We start from the raw sequence: 19,195 nt of genomic DNA, 5'->3' as shown, positions 1-19,195 counted from the left end.
CTTACAATACCCTTATATTCCTTTGTGGTAAATCCTTCAATAGAATTAGTTGTAGTTAATATCATTTATTAATAAATTAAAATATTTGTGCAAATATATGAAATTAAAGTAGGAATAAAAGTAGGGATAAAAGTAGGGGTAATGAAAATTAAATAAATTTTTATAAAATAAAGATTTTAAATATTAACAATGATCAAATTTGTTTATTAATAAATATAATTTATTGTATTTTATTTATAGGGACTTAATAAAAATATCTAAACTATTGTCTTTCTATATTTTTACCCTTATTTTTGATGTTGATAATAAATTAAGTAAATATGCAGGCACCTGTAGCGAAGAAAATTCCTAAAAAGTTGGTTATTCATAATGATACAAGAATCGATAATTACTATTGGCTTAATGATAGAGATAATCCGGAAGTGATCGAGTATTTGGAGAAGGAAAATGCTTACACCCAAGAGCAAATGAGATCTACGGAACAATTACAAAAAGATTTATTTGGAGAAATGAAGTCTAGGATCAAAGAAGATGATGAGTCAGTTCCCTATAAATTTAATAAGTATTGGTATGCAACCAAATATATAAAAGGAGGTGAATATCCCATATATATTCGAAAAAAAGAATCTTTAAATGCCCAAGAGGAAATTATGTTTGATGTTAATCAAATGGCTAAAGAATATAAATTTTATCAAATTGGAAGCATTAGTGTAAGTCCGGATAATACAATGGCATGTTATTCTGTTGATACAATTGGACGAAGAATCTATTCAATACAGATTAAAAATTTAATAACAGGAGAATTACTTTCCGATATATTAGAAAACACAACGGGGAATGTAGTATGGGCAAATGATAATCATACACTATTTTATTCAGTTCAAGACCCAAAAACCTTACGTTCTTCTAAAATATATAAGCATGTATTAGGAACATCACAAAAAGAAGATATATTATTATTTGAAGAAAAAGATGAAACCTTTACTGTATATGTAACTAAAACTAAATCCTTAAAATATATAGTTATAGCATCCGGTAGTACATTAACTGATGAATATAGGTTTATTCCTGCCGATAATCCCAATGCAAAATGGAAAATATTTCAAGAGAGAATAAGAGGGTTAGAGTACTCATTCGACCATTTTGATGATTTCTTCTACATTCTTACTAATAAAGATGGTGCTACTAACTTTAAATTGATGAAGACTTCAATAACAGAAACAGAAAAAGAAAATTGGATTGAAGTAATTCCGCATAATGAAAAAATCTTACTGGAAGGATTTGAGCTATTTAGAAATTATTTAGTGACAGAAGAACGTGAATGTGGATTAACACATATAAAAATTAAAAGTTGGGACAATTCAGTTACATATGAAATTCCTTTTGAAGAAGAAGTTTATACAGTGGGCACATCTGTTAATAGAGATTTTGATACAGAAATAATAAGGTATCGTTATACCTCTATGACTACGCCATGGAGTGATATAGATTATAATATGCGTACAAAAGAAAAGACGGTATTAAAAGAGCAGGAAGTAATCGGAAATTTTACTAAAGATAATTATATAACTAAGAGAATATGGGCAAAAGCAAGGGACGGAGTAAGTATACCTATGTCTTTAGTAATGAGAAAAGATACAAAGCCTTCAAAAAATACCCCCTTATTATTATATGCTTATGGATCTTATGGATATTCGATGGATGCTACTTTTAGTTCAATACGCTTATCTTTATTGGATCGAGGCTTCATTTACGTAATAACTCATGTAAGGGGTGGGGAAGACTTAGGTAGACGTTGGTATGAAGAAGGGAAAATGTTAAAAAAGAAAAATACATTCTTCGATTTTATAGATAGCGCTGAATATTTAATTAAAAATGAATACACTTCATGCAATCATTTATATGCCAATGGAGGAAGTGCCGGCGGTTTATTAATGGGAGCAGTAATTAATTATGCACCCAAACTTTTTCATGGAGTGGTCGCAGATGTCCCATTTGTAGATGTAGTTACTACCATGTTGGATGAGAATATTCCCTTAACCACAGGAGAATATGACGAATGGGGAAATCCAAATCAAATAGAATATTATAATTATATGAAATCTTATTCTCCATATGATAATGTCGAAAAGAAAGAATATCCCAATATGTTAGTAACAACCGGTTTACACGATTCTCAGGTACAATACTGGGAGCCGGCTAAATGGGTGGCAAAACTTAGAGATATGAAAACAGATTCTAATCTTTTATTATTACAAACCAATATGGATGCAGGACATGGAGGTTCAAGCGGACGTTTCGAATCATTGAAAGAGGTTGCATTAGAGTATGCATTTTATTTATTTCTAGAAAAACAAGAAAATTAATTGATAGTTATAATAATAGGAGGTTTAGAAAATAACAAATTCATCTTATAAACAATAATCGGAGACGGATGCCATTTGCTTATAAAGTGAAAAATTATTTTTTAAATTTCCTTCTACATTAATATAAAAATCCATCGCTTAATTTGTAATGTTCAATTTTCAAAAGGCTAAATTTATTTAAATGAAGTAATCAAATTATTGTAATTGTAGAAAAATAAAAGTGTTAATTCTTTAATGTTTTCTTTCAATAACATATTTTAGCATAAGCTCTAAAGAATCACGATTTTCGTTTTTAGGAAAAGTAACTAAAATATCTAGCGCTTTTTGTTTATATTCATTCATCTTATTTATCGTATAGTTTAGTCCTCCGTTTTCCTTAACAAAATTAATTATTTCAGAAACTCTTTTTTTATCCTTGTTATGGTTTTTAATGGAATTAATTAACCACTTTTTATTCTCTTTAGTTGTTGTGGAAAGAACGTAAATTAAAGGGAGTGTCATTTTTCTTTCCTGAATATCAATTCCTATAGGTTTCCCGATAAGATTGGTACTTGTGTAATCAAATAAGTCATCTTTAATTTGAAATGCAATACCAGTATATTCCCCAAAGAGTCGCAGTTTTTCAGCATTTTCATCAGAAGCAAAAGTAGAACGTGCTCCAGCTTCGCAACAGGCAGATATAAGAACAGCAGTTTTTTGACGTATAATTTCAAAATAAACTTCTTCTGTTATATCAAGCATACGGCTTTTTTCCAGTTGCAGTAACTCTCCTTCAGACATTTCACGTATAGTTCTAGAGATAATTGATAGTAAATCTAAATCTTGATTATCAGTAGCTAATAATACGCTTTTGGAAAGAAGATAATCACCTACCAAAACAGCAATTTTATTTTTCCATAATGCATTAATTGAAAAGAACCCTCTTCTCATATAACTCTCGTCTACTACATCATCATGGACTAAGGTTGCAGTATGAATAAGTTCAATTAATGAAGCTGCACGATAAGTTTTATCAGTTATAGTACCGGTAAGCTTAGCTGTTAAGAATACAAACATAGGACGCATTTGCTTACCTTTTCTTCTAACAATAAACTGAGTTATTCTATCCAACAAGGGAACTTTACTTTTCATAGATTCATAGAATCTCTTCTCGAAAAGCTTCATTTCATCAGCAATTGGAATTTTAATTTGTTCAGTTATCTTAGACATTAGATTCCAAAAATAATCAAATTTTACATATAACAATTTTAAAATTTGAATTTTATTTTTAATAGAAAGGGTAAAAAGATATTTAAAATAAAGGTTATGTACTAAAAATAAGTTAATAATAAAATAAAGAGTATAAACATAAAAAGAATTATTATATTTGTTGTTTGAGATGATAGATAATTGCAAAGAAAAATGCAACATAATAACTTTATTTCACGTTTAGTGCATTATGTGAAATAATATTAAATTAAAATGAAAAATATTTTCTTATTAATTATTCTAATTTGTACTTGTTGTCTGATACATATAAAGGCCCAACGTAATGAACTTGGAATTTCTATTGGAAGAGCTAATATTATTGGAGATATAGGTAAAACAAACTATATTGAGATTTTACCTATGGATATGGATAGAATACCAATTTCACTAGGTCTACTTTATAGATATAATTTAGATAATAGACAAAGCTTAAGGCTTAATTTAATATATAACAGGGTGTTTTTTGATGATGAAAAAGCGAGTGAAGACTACAGGTACAAAAGACTTATTTCAGGAAGTAATACAATATTAGAAACCTCGGTTCTATTTGAGTATTATTTCTTTGATATTAACGATATAAAATATTCCGGATCATCCCCTTATATATTTGCTGGAATTGGAGGATATGGATATAATGATAGAAAATATACAATCAATCATACACGTGCTAAAAATTCTGATGGATCTTTTCGAAACCCAAAAGATTATAAGGATTTTATAACAGAGGAAAATTATAAAAAATCCATGAAATTCGGTTTTAATATTCCTTTTGGAATAGGATATAAAATTAAGATTAAATACGATTGGTTATTATCATTTGAAGTAGGAGCAAGATATACATTTCAAGATAATCTTGATTATAGTTCTGTAAAAAACAAAAATATAACTATAAATGTTGATCCAAAGTTAAATAGCATTAGTGCGACAGATTCTAACATAAAAGATGAAATAAATAGGAGAAACTCTAAAATAATAGGAAAACACCAAACAGGTAATACATTTAAAAGTAATGATTGGTATTTAATATGGGGGATAAACTTAACATATACATTTGGTAGACCTCCATGTTATTGTTATTAAATTAAAATTATTAATGTCTAAAAAAGATATATTTATAGAAGAAAATAAGTTACCCCGACATGTTGCTATAATTATGGATGGCAACGGTAGATGGGCTAAAAAAAGAGGTATGATTCGTAGTTTGGGACATCAAAATGCAATTAAAGCTGTTCGAGAAGCAATTGAATTTTGTGATGATACAAATATACCCTATCTTACCTTATATGCATTTTCTACAGAAAATTGGAATAGACCGATTTTAGAAGTTAATTCATTAATGGGATTATTAGTGAATACTATAAAAAAAGAAACAAAGAGTTTAAAGGAAAAAGGGATTAGAGTTAAAGTAATCGGTAATATTGATAAATTCCCTAAGAATGTTAGCGAGGAGTTGAATATACTGATCACTGAAACTTGTAATAATCAAAAGGGGACCTTAACCTTAGCATTAAGCTATGGTTCTAAAAATGAGATTGTAGATGCAACTAAAAAAATAGCCTTAGATTTTTCAAACAATGAATTGTCCTTAGAACAAATAAATGAGAATATTTTTAATCAATATTTATATACTAATGATCTACCAGATGTAGATCTTCTTATTAGAACTAGTGGAGAACAAAGAATTAGTAATTTTTTACTTTGGCAAATAGCCTACGCAGAATTATATTTTACAGATACATTATGGCCTGATTTTAACAAAGATGAATTTTCGAAAGCAATAGAATTTTATCAGACCAGAGAAAGAAGATTTGGAAAAATAAGCGAACAAATAAAAGTAAAGTAAAAGAAGTAAAAATTATACATGAAGAAATTATTAGCGGCCGTTTTAATCTCAATACATACATTTATATTTGGTCAGGTTTCAGATAGCGTCCAAGTGTCTGGGCAAACATCTAATGCTGGGGTGAATAAAGATTTAGATACCTCTTCTAAAGATGATTCTGCATTACGTATTAAAGAGATCAAAATTACAGGAACCGATAAGTATTCCAAAAATCAAATCATGCGATACACAGGCTTATATGAAGGAGATATAGTCGAAATACCTGGAATGCAGATTAATACAGCAGTAAAAAAGTTGTGGGATTCTAAACTTTTTGCTAATGTTGAGATCTTTTTAACCAAAATAATTAATAAAGAAGTGTACCTTCGAATAAATCTAGTTGCACTTCCTGATTTAGGAACAGTTAAATTCCATGGAATCAGTAAATCAAAAGGAGAAAAGCTTATCAAAGATAATGGGCTTAAAACTAAATCTAAAATTACTGATGATTTACGTACTAAACTTCAAAACTCTATAAAAAATGAGTATACGGAAAAGGGTTTCCCTGATGCCATGGCTGTTATAAAAGAATCTGCCAATCCATCAGATCCTAATTTGGTTAATTGGAATGTAACAATAGATAAAGGACCAAGAGTTAAAGTAAGCTCCATCAGGATTAACGGAACTAAAGTTTTAAAAGCTTCAACCGTGAGATCACGAGCTTTTAAAAATACAAAACAAAAAAGATTTTATCGATTTTGGAAGAAATCAAAATACGTTCCGGAAAAGTATTTAGAAGATTTGAACAGAGTAGTTGAAACATTTCAATCATATGGATTTAGAGATGCTAAAATAACTTCAGATACAGTAATCAGAACAAATAAAAAAAATTTTAATGTTAAAGTAAATGTAGAAGAAGGGAAAAGATATTATTTAGGAAATGTTACCTTTTCAGGAAATTCTGCTTATTCCAGTGAAACGCTAACTAAAGTCATTGGCTATAAAAAGGGAGATCCTTATGATGCTGTCGGATTTAATAAAAAAGTATCTGGATCAGAAAAAAATGATGATATAGCGACTCTTTATTATAATAATGGATATGTATTTTCAAATGTAATCCCAATAGAAAAAGCAGTACGAAACGATACTATTGATGTTGAAATAAAAATAAGAGAAGGAGAACAAGCCTATTGGGATAAGGTGACTTTTTCAGGAAATACGAAAACCCATGACCATGTGATACAACGTTCTCTCAGTACTAGACCTGGGGATCTTTTTTCAAAAGAAGATATACAAAGAACTATTATGGAATTAGCTCAAATGGGATATTTTGAAGCACAAACCTTACGTCCGGACATCACACCTAATGTAGAAACCCGTACGGTAGACGTTAATTATAAATTAGAAGAAAAAGGAACAAATAGTCAGATAGAATTACAAGGAGGATATGGAGGTAATCGATTTATTGGGACTTTAGGACTTACATTCGGAAATTTCTCATTTAATGATTTTTTTAAGAAAAAAGCTTGGAAGCCGATACCATCAGGAGATGGACAAAGCATATCATTAAGAGCTCAAGCAGGAAGCAATTATCAAAACTATAGTATTTCGTTTACAGAACCATGGATTACCGGTAAAAGACCTACCTCTATGACTGTATCTCTATATAGTACTATATTAAACTATAATAATTATTACGCAGAAGGAAAAAATAAATTAGATATATATGGAGGTCAAGTAGGTTTAACCACCCGTTTAAACTGGCCGGATAATTATTTTAGATTATCTTATGGAATTAATTATCAATTATATTCTTTCAGAAATTATCCATTTAATATAGCCGATGAAAATGCATTAGGCTATACCACCTGGGATAATGGAGAAAGTAATAATTTTAGTTTATATGCAAGTTTAGGAAGATATTCTGCAGGATTTGATCCAATTTTTCCAACCATGGGATCAGAATTTGAGCTTTCTATCAAATTTACCCCTCCCTACTCAGCGTTTAATAATGAGGATTATAATAAGAAGACCGATAAGGAAAAATATAAATGGCTAGAATATTATAAGATCAAGATGAAAGCTTATTGGTATCAAGAATTAATTGGAAAATTTGTTTTGAAAGCTGGAGGAGAGTTTGGATTCTTAAGTAATTATAATTCTAAGGTAGGAATACCTCCTTTTGAAAGATTTTATTTAGGAGGAACCGGTCTTTATGGAAATAGATTTGACGGTAGAGAAATTATTCCTTTGCGAGGTTATAGAGATGCAACTTCTTTTGGTGGAGTTTCAGGAGAAGATATAACTCCACTAGGTGGAGGAACTTCATATTCGAGATTTATGCTGGAATTGCGTTATCCGGTTTTATTAGGAGGTGCTACAAAAATTTATGCATTAACTTTTGCAGAGGGAGGTAACACTTGGAGCAATAATAAGTCATTTAATCCGTTTGAGTTAAAAAGGTCAGCTGGATTTGGAATTAGAATTTTCATGCCTCAATTTGGTATGTTAGGATTTGATTTCGCTAAAGGATTTGATTCAACAATTAACTCAAATAGTGCTAATGGTTGGGAAACTCATTTCATATTCGGTCAACAATTTTAATTATAAGTATAGTCAGATATATTATTAAAATAATATATTTATAGATAAATTAAGTTTGTAAAAAATTGGTATGATTTTAGAAAAGCCCTATATATAGTTACAATGAAGAAAATATTGACATATGCACTGCTATTACTATTTAGTTACGGCATTGCTCAAAAAATGGCTTATGTAGATACGCAGTATATTTTAAAACAATTACCGCAATATCAACAATCTGAACAAAAACTGGATAATGAAATAAAAAAATGGCAGGAAGAGATTGTAAATAGACAATCAAAATTGGAAAAGTTACGGATTGAATTTGAAAATGAAAAGATATTGTTAACGGATGATCAGCAAAAATCCAGATTGTCTCAAATTGATAGCACTGATAAAGCATTACATGAATTTATTGAAAAAAAATTCGGATCAAAAGGCGAGTCAATCAATCTTAGAGTTAATTTAGTAAAACCTTTACAAGATCAAATCTGGAATGCAATAAATGCGATAGCAGCAAAAGATAAATATAACTTAATATTAGACAAGTCTTCTGATTTAATTATGGTTTATACTGATTCTAAATATGATATTACAGATAAAGTTTTGAAACAATTAGGAATTGCAACAAAAAATAAAGAAAAAGAAGATAAAAATGCCAAAACATCTGCATCTATAAAGCCAAATGAAGATCTAGATAGTAAATCAAACGATACAAAAAATAATAAAGAAAAAAAAGAGTCGAACAAAAAGCAACAAAAATCAGGATGGGGAAGAAAATATGTTCCCAAAAATAAGCAAAGTAAAACTAAATCAGAATCTGAAGATATTGATAACACAAACGAATTGAATAATAACAATCATCAATCTTTAGATTTAAATGAAAGTAAAGACAATTCTAAAGAAGGCCTTAAGAAAAAGACATTAGAATCAAAAATAAATATTTCTGCAACTGAGGAAAATGTAGATAAATCTAATGTTTCTGCTAATCCTAAAAAAGAAATTAAAAATACAAGTAAAACTCAAACAAAAACTGGATACGGAAGTAAATATGTCCCAAAGAAAAAAACTCAAAATAATAACCAAAACACTGAAAAAAATACAAGTAAATAATAAAATTAGAATAGAAATGAAGAAAATCACTTTAGTATTCCTCTTAACTGCATGTGTTGGAGCTTTTCAATTTATTAAAGCTCAGAATGTAGCTCATGTGAATTCTATGGAATTATTAAGTCTAATGCCTGAGAAAAAAACAGCTGATGATCAGTTGAAAACCTTAGCTGATCAGAAAAAAGCAGAAATAAAAAAGCAAGAAGAAAGCTTTACTGCTAAGTATGAAAAAATTCAAAAAGATTTACAAGGCAAATCTCAAGCTGATTTAGAAAAAATGAAAGATCAACTTCAAAAATATGAAGAAGATTTTCAAAAAGATCAGCAAAGTTTAGTTGCATTAAGAGAAGAAGCTGCAAAAGCTTTAGATAAAAAACAGGCTGATTTATATGAGCCAATTATGAAAAAAGCTCAAGATGCCATTGATAGTGTTGCTAAAGCAAAAGGATATCTTTATGTTTTTGATACTTCTCAACCTTCCCTTTTATATGCAGAGGGACCAAATATTCTAAATGATGTGAAAGCAAAATTAGGGATAAAATAAGATTAAGAAAATTGATAAATACAAATATGAAATGAAGGAGAGGCATTATTTAGCCTCTCTTTTTTTGTTTTAAATTGAAAAGATTCAAAAAGTATTGATTATTAAAAATGATATATAAATCATACTTTATAGAAATAAGTATTAGGGTAGAAATTCGATAAGCCTTTCCAGAGCCATAGCTCGAGAACCTTTCAGTAAAATATTTTTGGTAGGTATCGTATAATTTTTGAGAAAATCTGCCATATCGGATGTCGTATGGAATTTTTGGATTTTATTGCAGTTTGTTGAAATTGTAGAATAAAAATTATTACCTACTAAATAAATAAAGTCAAAGTTTAAACTTTCTGCTAAATTTAAAATTCTTTGATGTTCTAAAGCGGATTCTATTCCCAATTCATACATATCTCCGATAATTACGGATTTACTACCTTTGAAATGAGAAAAATTTTCTAAAGAAACTTCCATACTGCTTGGATTTGCATTATATGTATCCAATACTAATATAACGTTGTTTTTTTCAACAATTTGAGACCGTTGGTTTTGCGGCGTATAATTTTCAATTCCCTTTTTTATTTGTTCAATATCTATTTCAAAATAAAGTCCTAAACTAAAAGCAGCACATAAATTAGAAAAGTTATAATCTCCGGTAAGTTGAGAGTTGACGGCTATATCTTGATATTGTATGCTGAGACGATGCTGGTCTTCAAAATGTGAAAATGTATAAGTTCCTTGTGAACCAAAAGTTATTCTTTTGATTCCATCACTCAAAGTAACTTGTAAAGGGTCATCAGTGTTAACCAAAGCATATCGGTTGTACTTTCTTAAATAAGTATAAAGCTCAGACTTACCTTTAATTACACCATCCTTTCCACCAAATCCTTCCAGATGAGCTCTTCCAAAATTCGTAATATATCCGATACTAGGTTGAGAAATACTACTTAAAAGTTCAATTTCTTTAAGATGATTAGCACCCATTTCTATTATTGCAACTTCATGTTTAGAGTTGATCGATAAAATAGTCAGTGGTACTCCAATGTGATTATTTAAGTTACCTTGAGTGTATAAGACCTTATATTTTTCAGCTAAAACAGAAGCGATAAGTTCTTTTGTAGTTGTTTTACCGTTACTTCCTGTTAAACCAATGACAGGAATATGTAACTGATTTCTGTGATATCTCGCTAGATTTTGTAATGCAAATAAAGAATTTTCAAAATAAAATAGGCCCTTTTCCGGATTAGAAAGTTCAATATCATCTACTACGGCTCCTAACGCACCATTTTTTATAGCTTGTTCGGCAAAAGCATTGCCATTAAAATTGCTTCCTTTTAAAGCAAAAAATAAATTTCCTTTTTCAATTTTTCTTGTATCAGTTGCAATGCCTGATGATTGCAAATAAATGGAATATAATTCAGTAATTGTCATATATGATATTTCCTATTTTATTATACAAAAATAAATATTTGTCATGTATTAAGATTAATAACCAATATAAAATAGTAATACTTAGTTATTCATATATATTAATAAATTTTAAGACCTATTTAAAATACTTTTATAACAGGAATTTGATTGATGGAAAAATAGATTGAATTATTATTTTGTAGTTAATTTAATAAGATAATGAAATCGCAGTCATAATGTATAAAAAAACAGCTTATTTATAAGCTGTTTTTTATAAATAAGGTGAATTTAAATTCTTATAAAACCTTCATTTCGTGTAACACATTATTCATATTTCTTACTGCATCAGCAGAAGCTTTGAATTTAGTTTTTTCATCATCGTTAAGTTCTAGCTCAACAATTTTTTCGATGCCATTTTTACCTAATACAACAGGTACACCAATACAAATATCCGATTCACCGTATTCTCCGTCAAGATATACGGAACAAGGTATTACTTTTTTCTCGTCGCGAATAATGGATTCAACAACAGCAGCGCCGGCAGCACCAGGAGCATACCATGCAGAAGTGCCTAGTAATTTAGTTAAGGTAGCTCCACCCACCATTGTATCGGAAGCAACTTTTTGTAATTGATCAGGGGTAAGAATTTTTGAGAAAGGTACTCCCTGGCATGAAGCAAAACGAGTGAGAGGAATCATGGTTGTGTCTCCATGTCCACCAATGACCGTAGCTTGAATATCATTTTGGGATGCACCGCTAGCTAAAGATAAATAGGTTTTAAAACGAGATGAATCCAAGGCTCCCCCCATTCCTATGACTCTTGACTTTGGTAGGCCTAAAGATTTAAGCGCTAAATAGGTCATAGTATCCATAGGATTGGAAATAATTATTAGTATGGCATCAGGAGAATATTTTAAAATATTAGTAGCAACATCTTTTACGATGCTTGCATTTGTACCAATAAGATCTTCACGAGTCATTCCCGGTTTTCTAGGAATACCGGAAGTAATTACGGCAACATGGGTTCCGGCAGTTTTAGAATAATCGTTGGTACTTCCGGTTATAGTAGTATCAAACCCTAAAAGAGAAGTGGTTTGCGTTAAATCTAATGCTTTACCTTCAGCAAAACCTTCTTTTATATCAACGATTACCAATTCGTCAACTATTTCTTTTCTTGCAATGTTATCAGCACAAGTAGCTCCTACAGCCCCCGCACCTACTACAGTTACTTTCATATTTTTATACTTAATTTATTGTTAATATTTTTCTCAAAGTTATAACAAGTTTAATTATAATAAAATGTCGTTTATCATTTTTTAAAACATAAATCGATAAATTTAAATTTATTAATTTTTTAATATATTTGATCATAATTTTACATCCCACATACATGGAATATGAATTAACGGTAATTATACCAGTTTTTAATGAAGCAGATAACCTTGAGCGTGTTAAAAAAGAAATGTCAATATTTTTGAATGCTGCTAAGAAGAAATCAAAAGTCCTTTTTATTAATGATGGTTCAAAAGATTCAAGCCTCTCGGTAATTCAAGAAATATGTAAAGATAATGATGAATTCACTTATATATCTTTTGATAGAAATTATGGGTTGAGTTCAGCCATTAAAGCAGGATTTGATTATACAAATACTCGATGGGTTGGTTATATAGATGCTGATTTGCAGACTTCTCCAATGGATTTTAATATTCTTTTAGATTATGCAGATCAGTATCAATTAGTGACAGGAGTAAGGGCTAATAGGAAAGATAGTATAGTAAAAAATCTATCTTCTAAAATAGCTAATGGAATACGTCGTGCATTCACCCATGACGGAATGGATGATACTGGATGTCCATTAAAAATTATTCAAACTGACTATGCAAAAAAAATACCGATGTTTAAAGGATTACACCGTTTTCTACCTGCGATGATATTGCTACAGAATGGAAAAGTTATACAACATCCTGTACAACATTTTGAAAGAATAGCCGGTAAATCAAAATTTCATTTATGGAATAGATTGTTTGGCCCGTTAAGTGATTGTTTTGCTTTTGTTTGGATGAAAAAGAAATACATTAATTATAAAGTTGCAGAGAAAAAAGTATGAAAAATATTTTGATTGAAAATTTCTTTTATAATAAGAATTTTATAAAATATTTTACCTTAAGTCTTGGCTTTTTGGCGCAATTACTTTTTTCAAGCAGAATGATTATTCAATGGATCTCTGCTGAAAAACATAAAAAAGTTACTTCCGATCTGATTTTCTGGCAGGTTAGCCTTGTCGCCTCCTTCTTTTTATTCATATATGGATATTTGAGACATGATTTTTCAATAATGTTAGGTCAGCTGATAACTTATTATATATATATTAGAAATATACAATTACATGATGCTTGGATGAAATATCATGTAGTTTTCAGATATATTTTGTATTTGTTTCCTATACTAGCAATTACATTAAGTCTATGGAATAGCGCTTTTGATTTAAATAAACTTTTTAGTAGGAATAATATACCTTTATGGCTGCTAATTTGGGGAAGTTTGGCTCAAGTACTTTTTACCATGCGTTTTATATACCAATGGATTTATTCTGAAAAAATAAAAAAATCAGAATTACCCATGGGCTTTTGGTTATTAAGTCTTACAGGAGCTTTAATGATTTTTATATATTCAATTATTAGGAAAGATCCCGTATTATTTGCAGGTCATATTATTGGAATTATTGTTTATACTAGAAATATAATTATTCTTAAGAAAAGCAAAAAGTAATTTAATATTTTAAAAAATAAATTTATTTGCTTTTTCATTTTACATTTACAAATATTCGTTGTCTAAGTAAAAATTTTATTTTTTCTAAAATAAAATATTCATGAAAAATATCAACACCAAACATATAGTTTTACTCTTATGCGCATCAATCATTATTTTAGGAATAAATCTTGGTTCTATGCCTGTAAATATAATGGAGGCTAGAAACTTTATTACGGCAAGAGAAATGGTTCAAGACGGACATTGGATATTAACTACTTTAAATGGAGAACCAAGATATGAAAAACCGCCACTTCCAACCTGGATGACTGCATTTTTCGGATATTTATTCGGATTTCATGTAGTTTCTATTTTACGTATATCCGTCGTACTTGTAACTATCCTTTTGGTAATTTATATATACAAATTTTCTTTAAAATTAAGCATATCCAGTCAAGCAAGCTTTCATAACGGATTAATTTTACTCACCTCTTTTTATATTTATTTTGCTGGTAGAGACAATCAATGGGATATTTATTGTCATAGCTTTATGATTGTTTCCATCTTTTATCTTTGGAACATAATACGATTTAGAAATGCTACATTAAAAAATGCTATACTCGGAGGAATATTTCTCGCTTTTTCCATACTTAGCAAAGGGCCTATTTCATTATATGCATTGTTATTGCCTTTCTTAATTTCATATGGTTTTACTTATAAATTTAATTTTAAAAATAAAAAGTCTTATAAGCTCCTAATAATTTATTTAGTAATAGGCCTTTTGGGAGGGATCTCTTGGTCAGTTTATATACATTGGATGGATTCTGAGCATTTGAATTCAATGGCAAAAAAAGAAACTTCACGATGGATCAATGATTATAATTCTAAATCTTTTTTTTACTATTGGAGTTTTTTTACACAATCTGGCATTTGGACTATTTCTGCCCTGTTGGCGCTAGTTTATCCTTACATGAAAAATAAGGTTTCTAATCTTAAAGCATATAATTTTACATTATTATGGACGGTGTTATCTTTACTTTTATTAAGCATAATTCCTGAAAAAAAAGTAAGATATATCCTACCTACACTGATTCCACTTGCTTTGAATACAGGGTTTTATATAGAATATATCCTTAATGGTGTAAAAAATAAATTGGATAACATTTTTTTAAAAGTGAATTTTGGATTAATTGGATTAATTGGTATGGCCTATCCGTTTATTATTTTTCTAGGATTCGGAGATACAATTTCTCAACAAATTAATTGGGCTATTTATTCCTCAATAGCTTTATTTATAGTAGGAATCAGTATAATAATTTTACTTAAAAAGAAATTTTTATACAATGCATTTTATTCTTTGATATTTTTACAATGCATGGTAATTGTATTTGTTTTTCCTTTAGCAAAAAGTTTTTTATATAATCCTAATTATAAATCGGTAAAAGAATTGCATAGATTTACTACAAATAAGATGAGTTTATATGATTATAAGTATATGTCACCGGAGATAGTTTGGGATTATGGAGATAAAATTCCTCCCATAGATGATAAAGGAATTGAAAAACAATTAGTTTTAAAAAATGAAAACTATATTGGTGTACTTTGCTTTCAAAAAGACACAAATTATTTAATAAACAAATTAGGGAAAATTTATAATGTCAAAAAAGTTTCTTATGTTGATCTAAATACAGTATCTCCACAAAATAAATCATATAAAGATAGATTAGTCCGAGATTTTTTAATAATTTATAAAAAAAGCTATTAAAACTTTTTAGGGGCAGTGGATAGAATCATTGGATAAAAAAAATATACACCTAATTATTTAAAAAATTTTTTCAAAAATCTTTTAAATTTAGCTTTTGATTCTATTTTGCGATTAAATTCACTTTGATAAAAATTAATTTTAGATTTTATTTCATTCAAAGGATAGCCAGAAACTTTAGCGTATTCTTTCATTAATAAATCAAGATAAGGCTGTTCTTTTATATTATTTGATAAACTTTTCATTTTAATATCAAAAGAAAGTTTTTCATGGAACTCCATTCTGTTTAAATCGACTAAATACATTTCATATCCGCCATCTTTTCTAATTATTAAAGTATTTCCGGGTGTATTATCTTTAATGTAAACTCCTTTAGTGTGGACATAATAAGAAAATCTGGCAAAAGCTTTTACACATTCATGAGAATCCGGTTGTTCATATAGTTCACGTAATGTAAAATCATAAGAAACATATTTTGAAATATAATAACTGGAAGTAATACCAATAAAATCAGAGTTTTCAATATATGCCAAAGGTTCAGGATTTAATATATCGAGCTCAAGCAGCTTTTGACCATGTTCAAAAGACCTTCTGGCCTTAGATTTTCTAAAATATTTATATACGAATTTATTTATAAGATGAGGCTTTTTAAAACTTTTTACTGTTATAAAATCTGATTGTAATGGTATTTTTTTTATGACATTTCTTTCCGGATTTCCAAGAATTTCATTAAAATTTCCAAAATTCAGAATTATAGCAAGTAATTCGTCTTTACAGTTTAAATATTTTTTGTTCAATATATATTTACGCATTTAGTATAAAAATTTTAGCTAATTATAGTAACAATAAGGATTAGCTTATATTAAAGAATTTATGATATAAAGTATTATTAAAGAAATAGTACGTATTTAAAACAACAAATTTAATAAAATTTCGTTTTTTTATTAGCTTTGTCAATTATAAGGAATAAATGAACAAAATTATATATTCAATTCTGATTTTAAGTCTGTTAGGAGGCTGCTCCACCAAAAAAAACGGAATAACCCATCGTACGTATCATCGTATTACTACTTGGAATAATACGTTATTTAATGGAAAAGAGGCATTAAATGATGAAATGAAATCAAGAGATTCGAAATATAGAGATAATTTTTCTACAATTTTGCCAGTTATACCGGGAGATCCTTTTGAAGAACAAAAAGAAAATACCATTGATTTAGCTTTACAAGAATCAGAAAAAAAATCATTTAAGATTTCAGAAGAAATTAAAGATAATTTAAAAAAATTAGACGCTCAAGGAGCTATGAATTCATTATCTGGCATGGTTGATAAAGCTTTAGGAGCCGGTAATGATTCTAAGGCACAGGGCTATGACAAAGCAATAGAAAAAGGAAAAAAAGCCATTGAAAAACACTCAATGCTCATTAAAGGCAAAGAATATAATTCTATGATGAGTGAAGCCTATTTATTATTAGCAAAAGCCTATTATTATAAAAAAGATCCGTTTGAATCTCTTAATTATTTGAATTACATGAATTCTACATTAGTTAAAAATAGGCGTAAAACCGAGGCACAAGGATACATGGCTCTAGCGCAAGCTCAGGCTGGAAATGTATTTCAGGCCAATGAAATATACGAAAATCTTATTAATCAAAAATTGAAAAAAAAGGATGCAAGCTTTATTTCAAAAATTTACCCTCAGTTTCTAATTGATGAAAAAAGATATAAAGAGGCTATAAAAGCACTTGATTTGGCTAAAAAATATAACAAAAATAAAGCTGAACAAGCTCGTTTTAATTTCATCCAAGGGCAACTATCAGAAAAAATAAAAGAAGATGATCTTGCAATTAACTATTATAATAATGCCTATAAGAAAAAATCTTCTCCTGAGATGGAGATAAAGTCGCAAATTGCTTTATCTAGGTTGTATAAGAAAAAAGACAGCGTAGCTTATTTAGACAGAATAAAATTTTTAAAATACTTAACGAAAAAAGGATTATATCAATCTAGAAAAAATGAAATTTATTATGCGATGGGACTTACATCTCTTAGAGAAGAGAGAGAAAAAGAAGCTATGACATATTTCTTTAAGTCTTTAAAAGAAAAAGAAAGCGATCCACAAATACGAGCATTAGCTTATCAGGAAGTAGGTGATGTATATTTTTCAAAGCCTGATTATGTATATGCAAGCGCATATTATGATAGTGCTATTTCAAGATTCGTAGACCCTACGATGAAAAAGAGGTTAAGTATTAAAAATAAAGTGTTAGAGGAAATAACACAAAAGTACTATTTAGTAAAAAAGAATGATAGTATTTTACATGTAGCTAGTATGGCCCCCGAAGAAAGAAATAATTATTATCAAAACTTTATTAAACAGCTAAAAGAAAAAGAAGAAAAAGAAAGACTACAACTGGAAAAAAATAAGAGAAGAGAAAATAACACAGAGTTTGCAACTGAAACATTAGATAATGATTCTGGATTATTTACATTAATAACTCCTAATTCAAAAGGAAAATGGTATTTTTATAATAATAGTTTGAAGCAAGCAGGGCAATCTGAATTCAAAAAGCAATGGGGAGATAGAATGTTAGTTGATAATTGGAGAATGAGCAAAAAAATATCAAATTTAGATGATGTAAAATCTGAGTTAACTGGTCAATCAGATTCAAAAAATTCACGACGATTTGAAATTGAGTATTATACAGAAAATTTACCTAAAACCAAAGCAGAGTTGGATGTCTTAAAAAATCAGAGAGATTCCGTAGAATTATCTTTAGGCATCTTATATCATGATAAGTTACATGATGTAAAATCAGCTACATCAACGTTAGAACATTTGTTGCTTATGGTTCCCTTTAACGATGAGATTACTCTCGCAGCTATGTATAATCTTTATAAATATAATCAAGAGGAAAATAAAAGTTTAGCTAATAAATATTCTGATTTAATATTGAAAAAATATCCGGACTCAAAATATGCATATAGCATAACACACCCTCAAGTCAATACATTAAAAACTAATTCGTCTGAATCCATTTTATTCTATGAAGAAGCTTATAAAAAATATGAGAAAGGAGAATATTGTGAAGTAAAAGATTTAGCATCTGAAGCTAATTTGAAATATCCGAAAGATGAGATCGTAGCAAAATTTGCTTTATTATCGGCTTTTTGTGATGCAAAGCTTGGCAATAAAGAAGAATTTATGCAATCATTAGAAAGTATTTCCATTGATTATAAAGACAGAGACGAAGGTAAAAAAGCTGATGAGTTACTGAAATTTTTTAAAGACAAAGATAAAAATGCTCAAAAAAAATCTTTAAAAGTAAATGAATCTCAATTACAAAATAATGGACCTATTGAATATAATAATAAAATAAAACCTGCTACATACGAAATTCCTCAAGATAATTAATTTGATTTAAGTATAGCAGTAATTATTACGCACAAAAAGAATTTTTAGAAGGCAATAATAATGTATAATTTTTTAATATGATTTAAATCATATATTTATTTATAATCATTCTAAATAAAAAAACTAACTTTGAAGAAGATAAATGAAAATTTAACTTTATTTTAAAGTAAATGAGTAATTTTCACTGTGTGTTCTC

At 28.7% G+C, this 19,195-nt stretch carries 14 protein-coding genes; 10 read left to right on the top strand and 4 right to left on the bottom strand.

Features of this window, described 5'->3' with window-relative positions:
- Positions 1-320: 320 nt before the first annotated feature.
- Entirely contained in the window at positions 321-2,366 is a 2,046-nt protein-coding gene (locus M3Z80_RS02415; protein ID WP_293917204.1) for a S9 family peptidase, read from the top strand.
- A 231-nt stretch (positions 2,367-2,597) separates the two neighbouring features.
- Here M3Z80_RS02415 and M3Z80_RS02410 read toward each other — a convergent pair whose 3' ends face one another.
- Positions 2,598-3,575: a polyprenyl synthetase family protein gene (locus M3Z80_RS02410; RefSeq protein ID WP_293917202.1), complete on the bottom strand. Its 978-nt coding sequence runs from the start codon at positions 3,573-3,575 to the stop codon at positions 2,598-2,600.
- A gap of 252 nt (positions 3,576-3,827) precedes the next feature.
- On the opposite strand from M3Z80_RS02410, the gene porG reads away from it, so the two are divergent.
- From porG to M3Z80_RS02385, 5 genes are all read left to right on the top strand, one after another.
- Entirely contained in the window at positions 3,828-4,694 is an 867-nt protein-coding gene (gene porG, locus M3Z80_RS02405; protein WP_293917199.1) for a type IX secretion system protein PorG, read from the top strand.
- Between the two features lie 13 nt (positions 4,695-4,707).
- Entirely contained in the window at positions 4,708-5,457 is a 750-nt protein-coding gene (locus M3Z80_RS02400; RefSeq protein ID WP_293917197.1) for an isoprenyl transferase, read from the top strand.
- Positions 5,458-5,475: 18 nt separating this feature from the next.
- Positions 5,476-8,040 carry an outer membrane protein assembly factor BamA gene (bamA, locus tag M3Z80_RS02395; RefSeq protein WP_293917194.1) on the top strand — a complete coding sequence of 855 codons (2,565 nt, stop codon included), beginning with the start codon at positions 5,476-5,478 and terminating at the stop codon, positions 8,038-8,040.
- A gap of 102 nt (positions 8,041-8,142) precedes the next feature.
- Positions 8,143-9,132: an OmpH/Skp family outer membrane protein gene (locus M3Z80_RS02390; protein WP_293917191.1), complete on the top strand. Its 990-nt coding sequence runs from the start codon at positions 8,143-8,145 to the stop codon at positions 9,130-9,132.
- A gap of 16 nt (positions 9,133-9,148) precedes the next feature.
- A complete protein-coding gene (locus tag M3Z80_RS02385; RefSeq protein WP_293917188.1) occupies positions 9,149-9,673 on the top strand; it encodes an OmpH/Skp family outer membrane protein in 525 nt (174 codons plus the stop codon).
- A gap of 141 nt (positions 9,674-9,814) precedes the next feature.
- Here the strand turns inward: M3Z80_RS02385 and M3Z80_RS02380 are convergent, their stop codons facing one another.
- Both M3Z80_RS02380 and mdh read right to left on the bottom strand, forming a co-directional pair.
- Positions 9,815-11,095 (bottom strand): UDP-N-acetylmuramoyl-tripeptide--D-alanyl-D-alanine ligase, encoded by a 1,281-nt coding sequence (locus M3Z80_RS02380; protein ID WP_293917187.1) that lies wholly within the window; start codon positions 11,093-11,095, stop codon positions 9,815-9,817.
- A 275-nt stretch (positions 11,096-11,370) separates the two neighbouring features.
- Complete coding sequence (gene mdh / locus M3Z80_RS02375; protein WP_293917185.1) at positions 11,371-12,309, bottom strand: malate dehydrogenase; 939 nt, start codon at positions 12,307-12,309, stop codon at positions 11,371-11,373.
- 155 nt (positions 12,310-12,464) lie between these two features.
- On the opposite strand from mdh, the gene M3Z80_RS02370 reads away from it, so the two are divergent.
- The 3 genes from M3Z80_RS02370 to M3Z80_RS02360 all read left to right on the top strand — a co-directional run bounded on the left by M3Z80_RS02370 (position 12,465) and on the right by M3Z80_RS02360 (position 15,587).
- Positions 12,465-13,181 (top strand): glycosyltransferase, encoded by a 717-nt coding sequence (locus tag M3Z80_RS02370; RefSeq protein WP_293917182.1) that lies wholly within the window; start codon positions 12,465-12,467, stop codon positions 13,179-13,181.
- Positions 13,178-13,843 carry a lipid-A-disaccharide synthase N-terminal domain-containing protein gene (locus M3Z80_RS02365; protein ID WP_293917179.1) on the top strand — a complete coding sequence of 222 codons (666 nt, stop codon included), beginning with the start codon at positions 13,178-13,180 and terminating at the stop codon, positions 13,841-13,843. The genes M3Z80_RS02370 and M3Z80_RS02365 overlap by 4 nt, the downstream gene beginning before the upstream one ends.
- Positions 13,844-13,943: 100 nt before the next feature.
- A complete protein-coding gene (locus tag M3Z80_RS02360; protein WP_293917176.1) occupies positions 13,944-15,587 on the top strand; it encodes an ArnT family glycosyltransferase in 1,644 nt (547 codons plus the stop codon).
- A 53-nt stretch (positions 15,588-15,640) separates the two neighbouring features.
- On the opposite strand, the gene M3Z80_RS02355 is transcribed toward M3Z80_RS02360, so the two are convergent.
- A complete protein-coding gene (locus M3Z80_RS02355; protein WP_293917174.1) occupies positions 15,641-16,396 on the bottom strand; it encodes a Kdo domain containing protein in 756 nt (251 codons plus the stop codon).
- A gap of 158 nt (positions 16,397-16,554) precedes the next feature.
- Here M3Z80_RS02355 and porW point away from each other — a divergent pair, with 158 nt between their 5' ends.
- On the top strand, positions 16,555-18,999 hold the full coding sequence (gene porW / locus M3Z80_RS02350; protein WP_293917173.1) for a type IX secretion system periplasmic lipoprotein PorW/SprE: 2,445 nt from the start codon (positions 16,555-16,557) through the stop codon (positions 18,997-18,999).
- Positions 19,000-19,195: the final 196 nt, after the last annotated feature.

This window comes from Apibacter sp., assembly GCF_025291155.1.
GTDB lineage: Bacteria > Bacteroidota > Bacteroidia > Flavobacteriales > Weeksellaceae > Apibacter.
The sequence above is the reverse complement of the archived record's forward strand: the minus strand, read 5'-3'. Positions and strand labels throughout refer to the sequence as shown.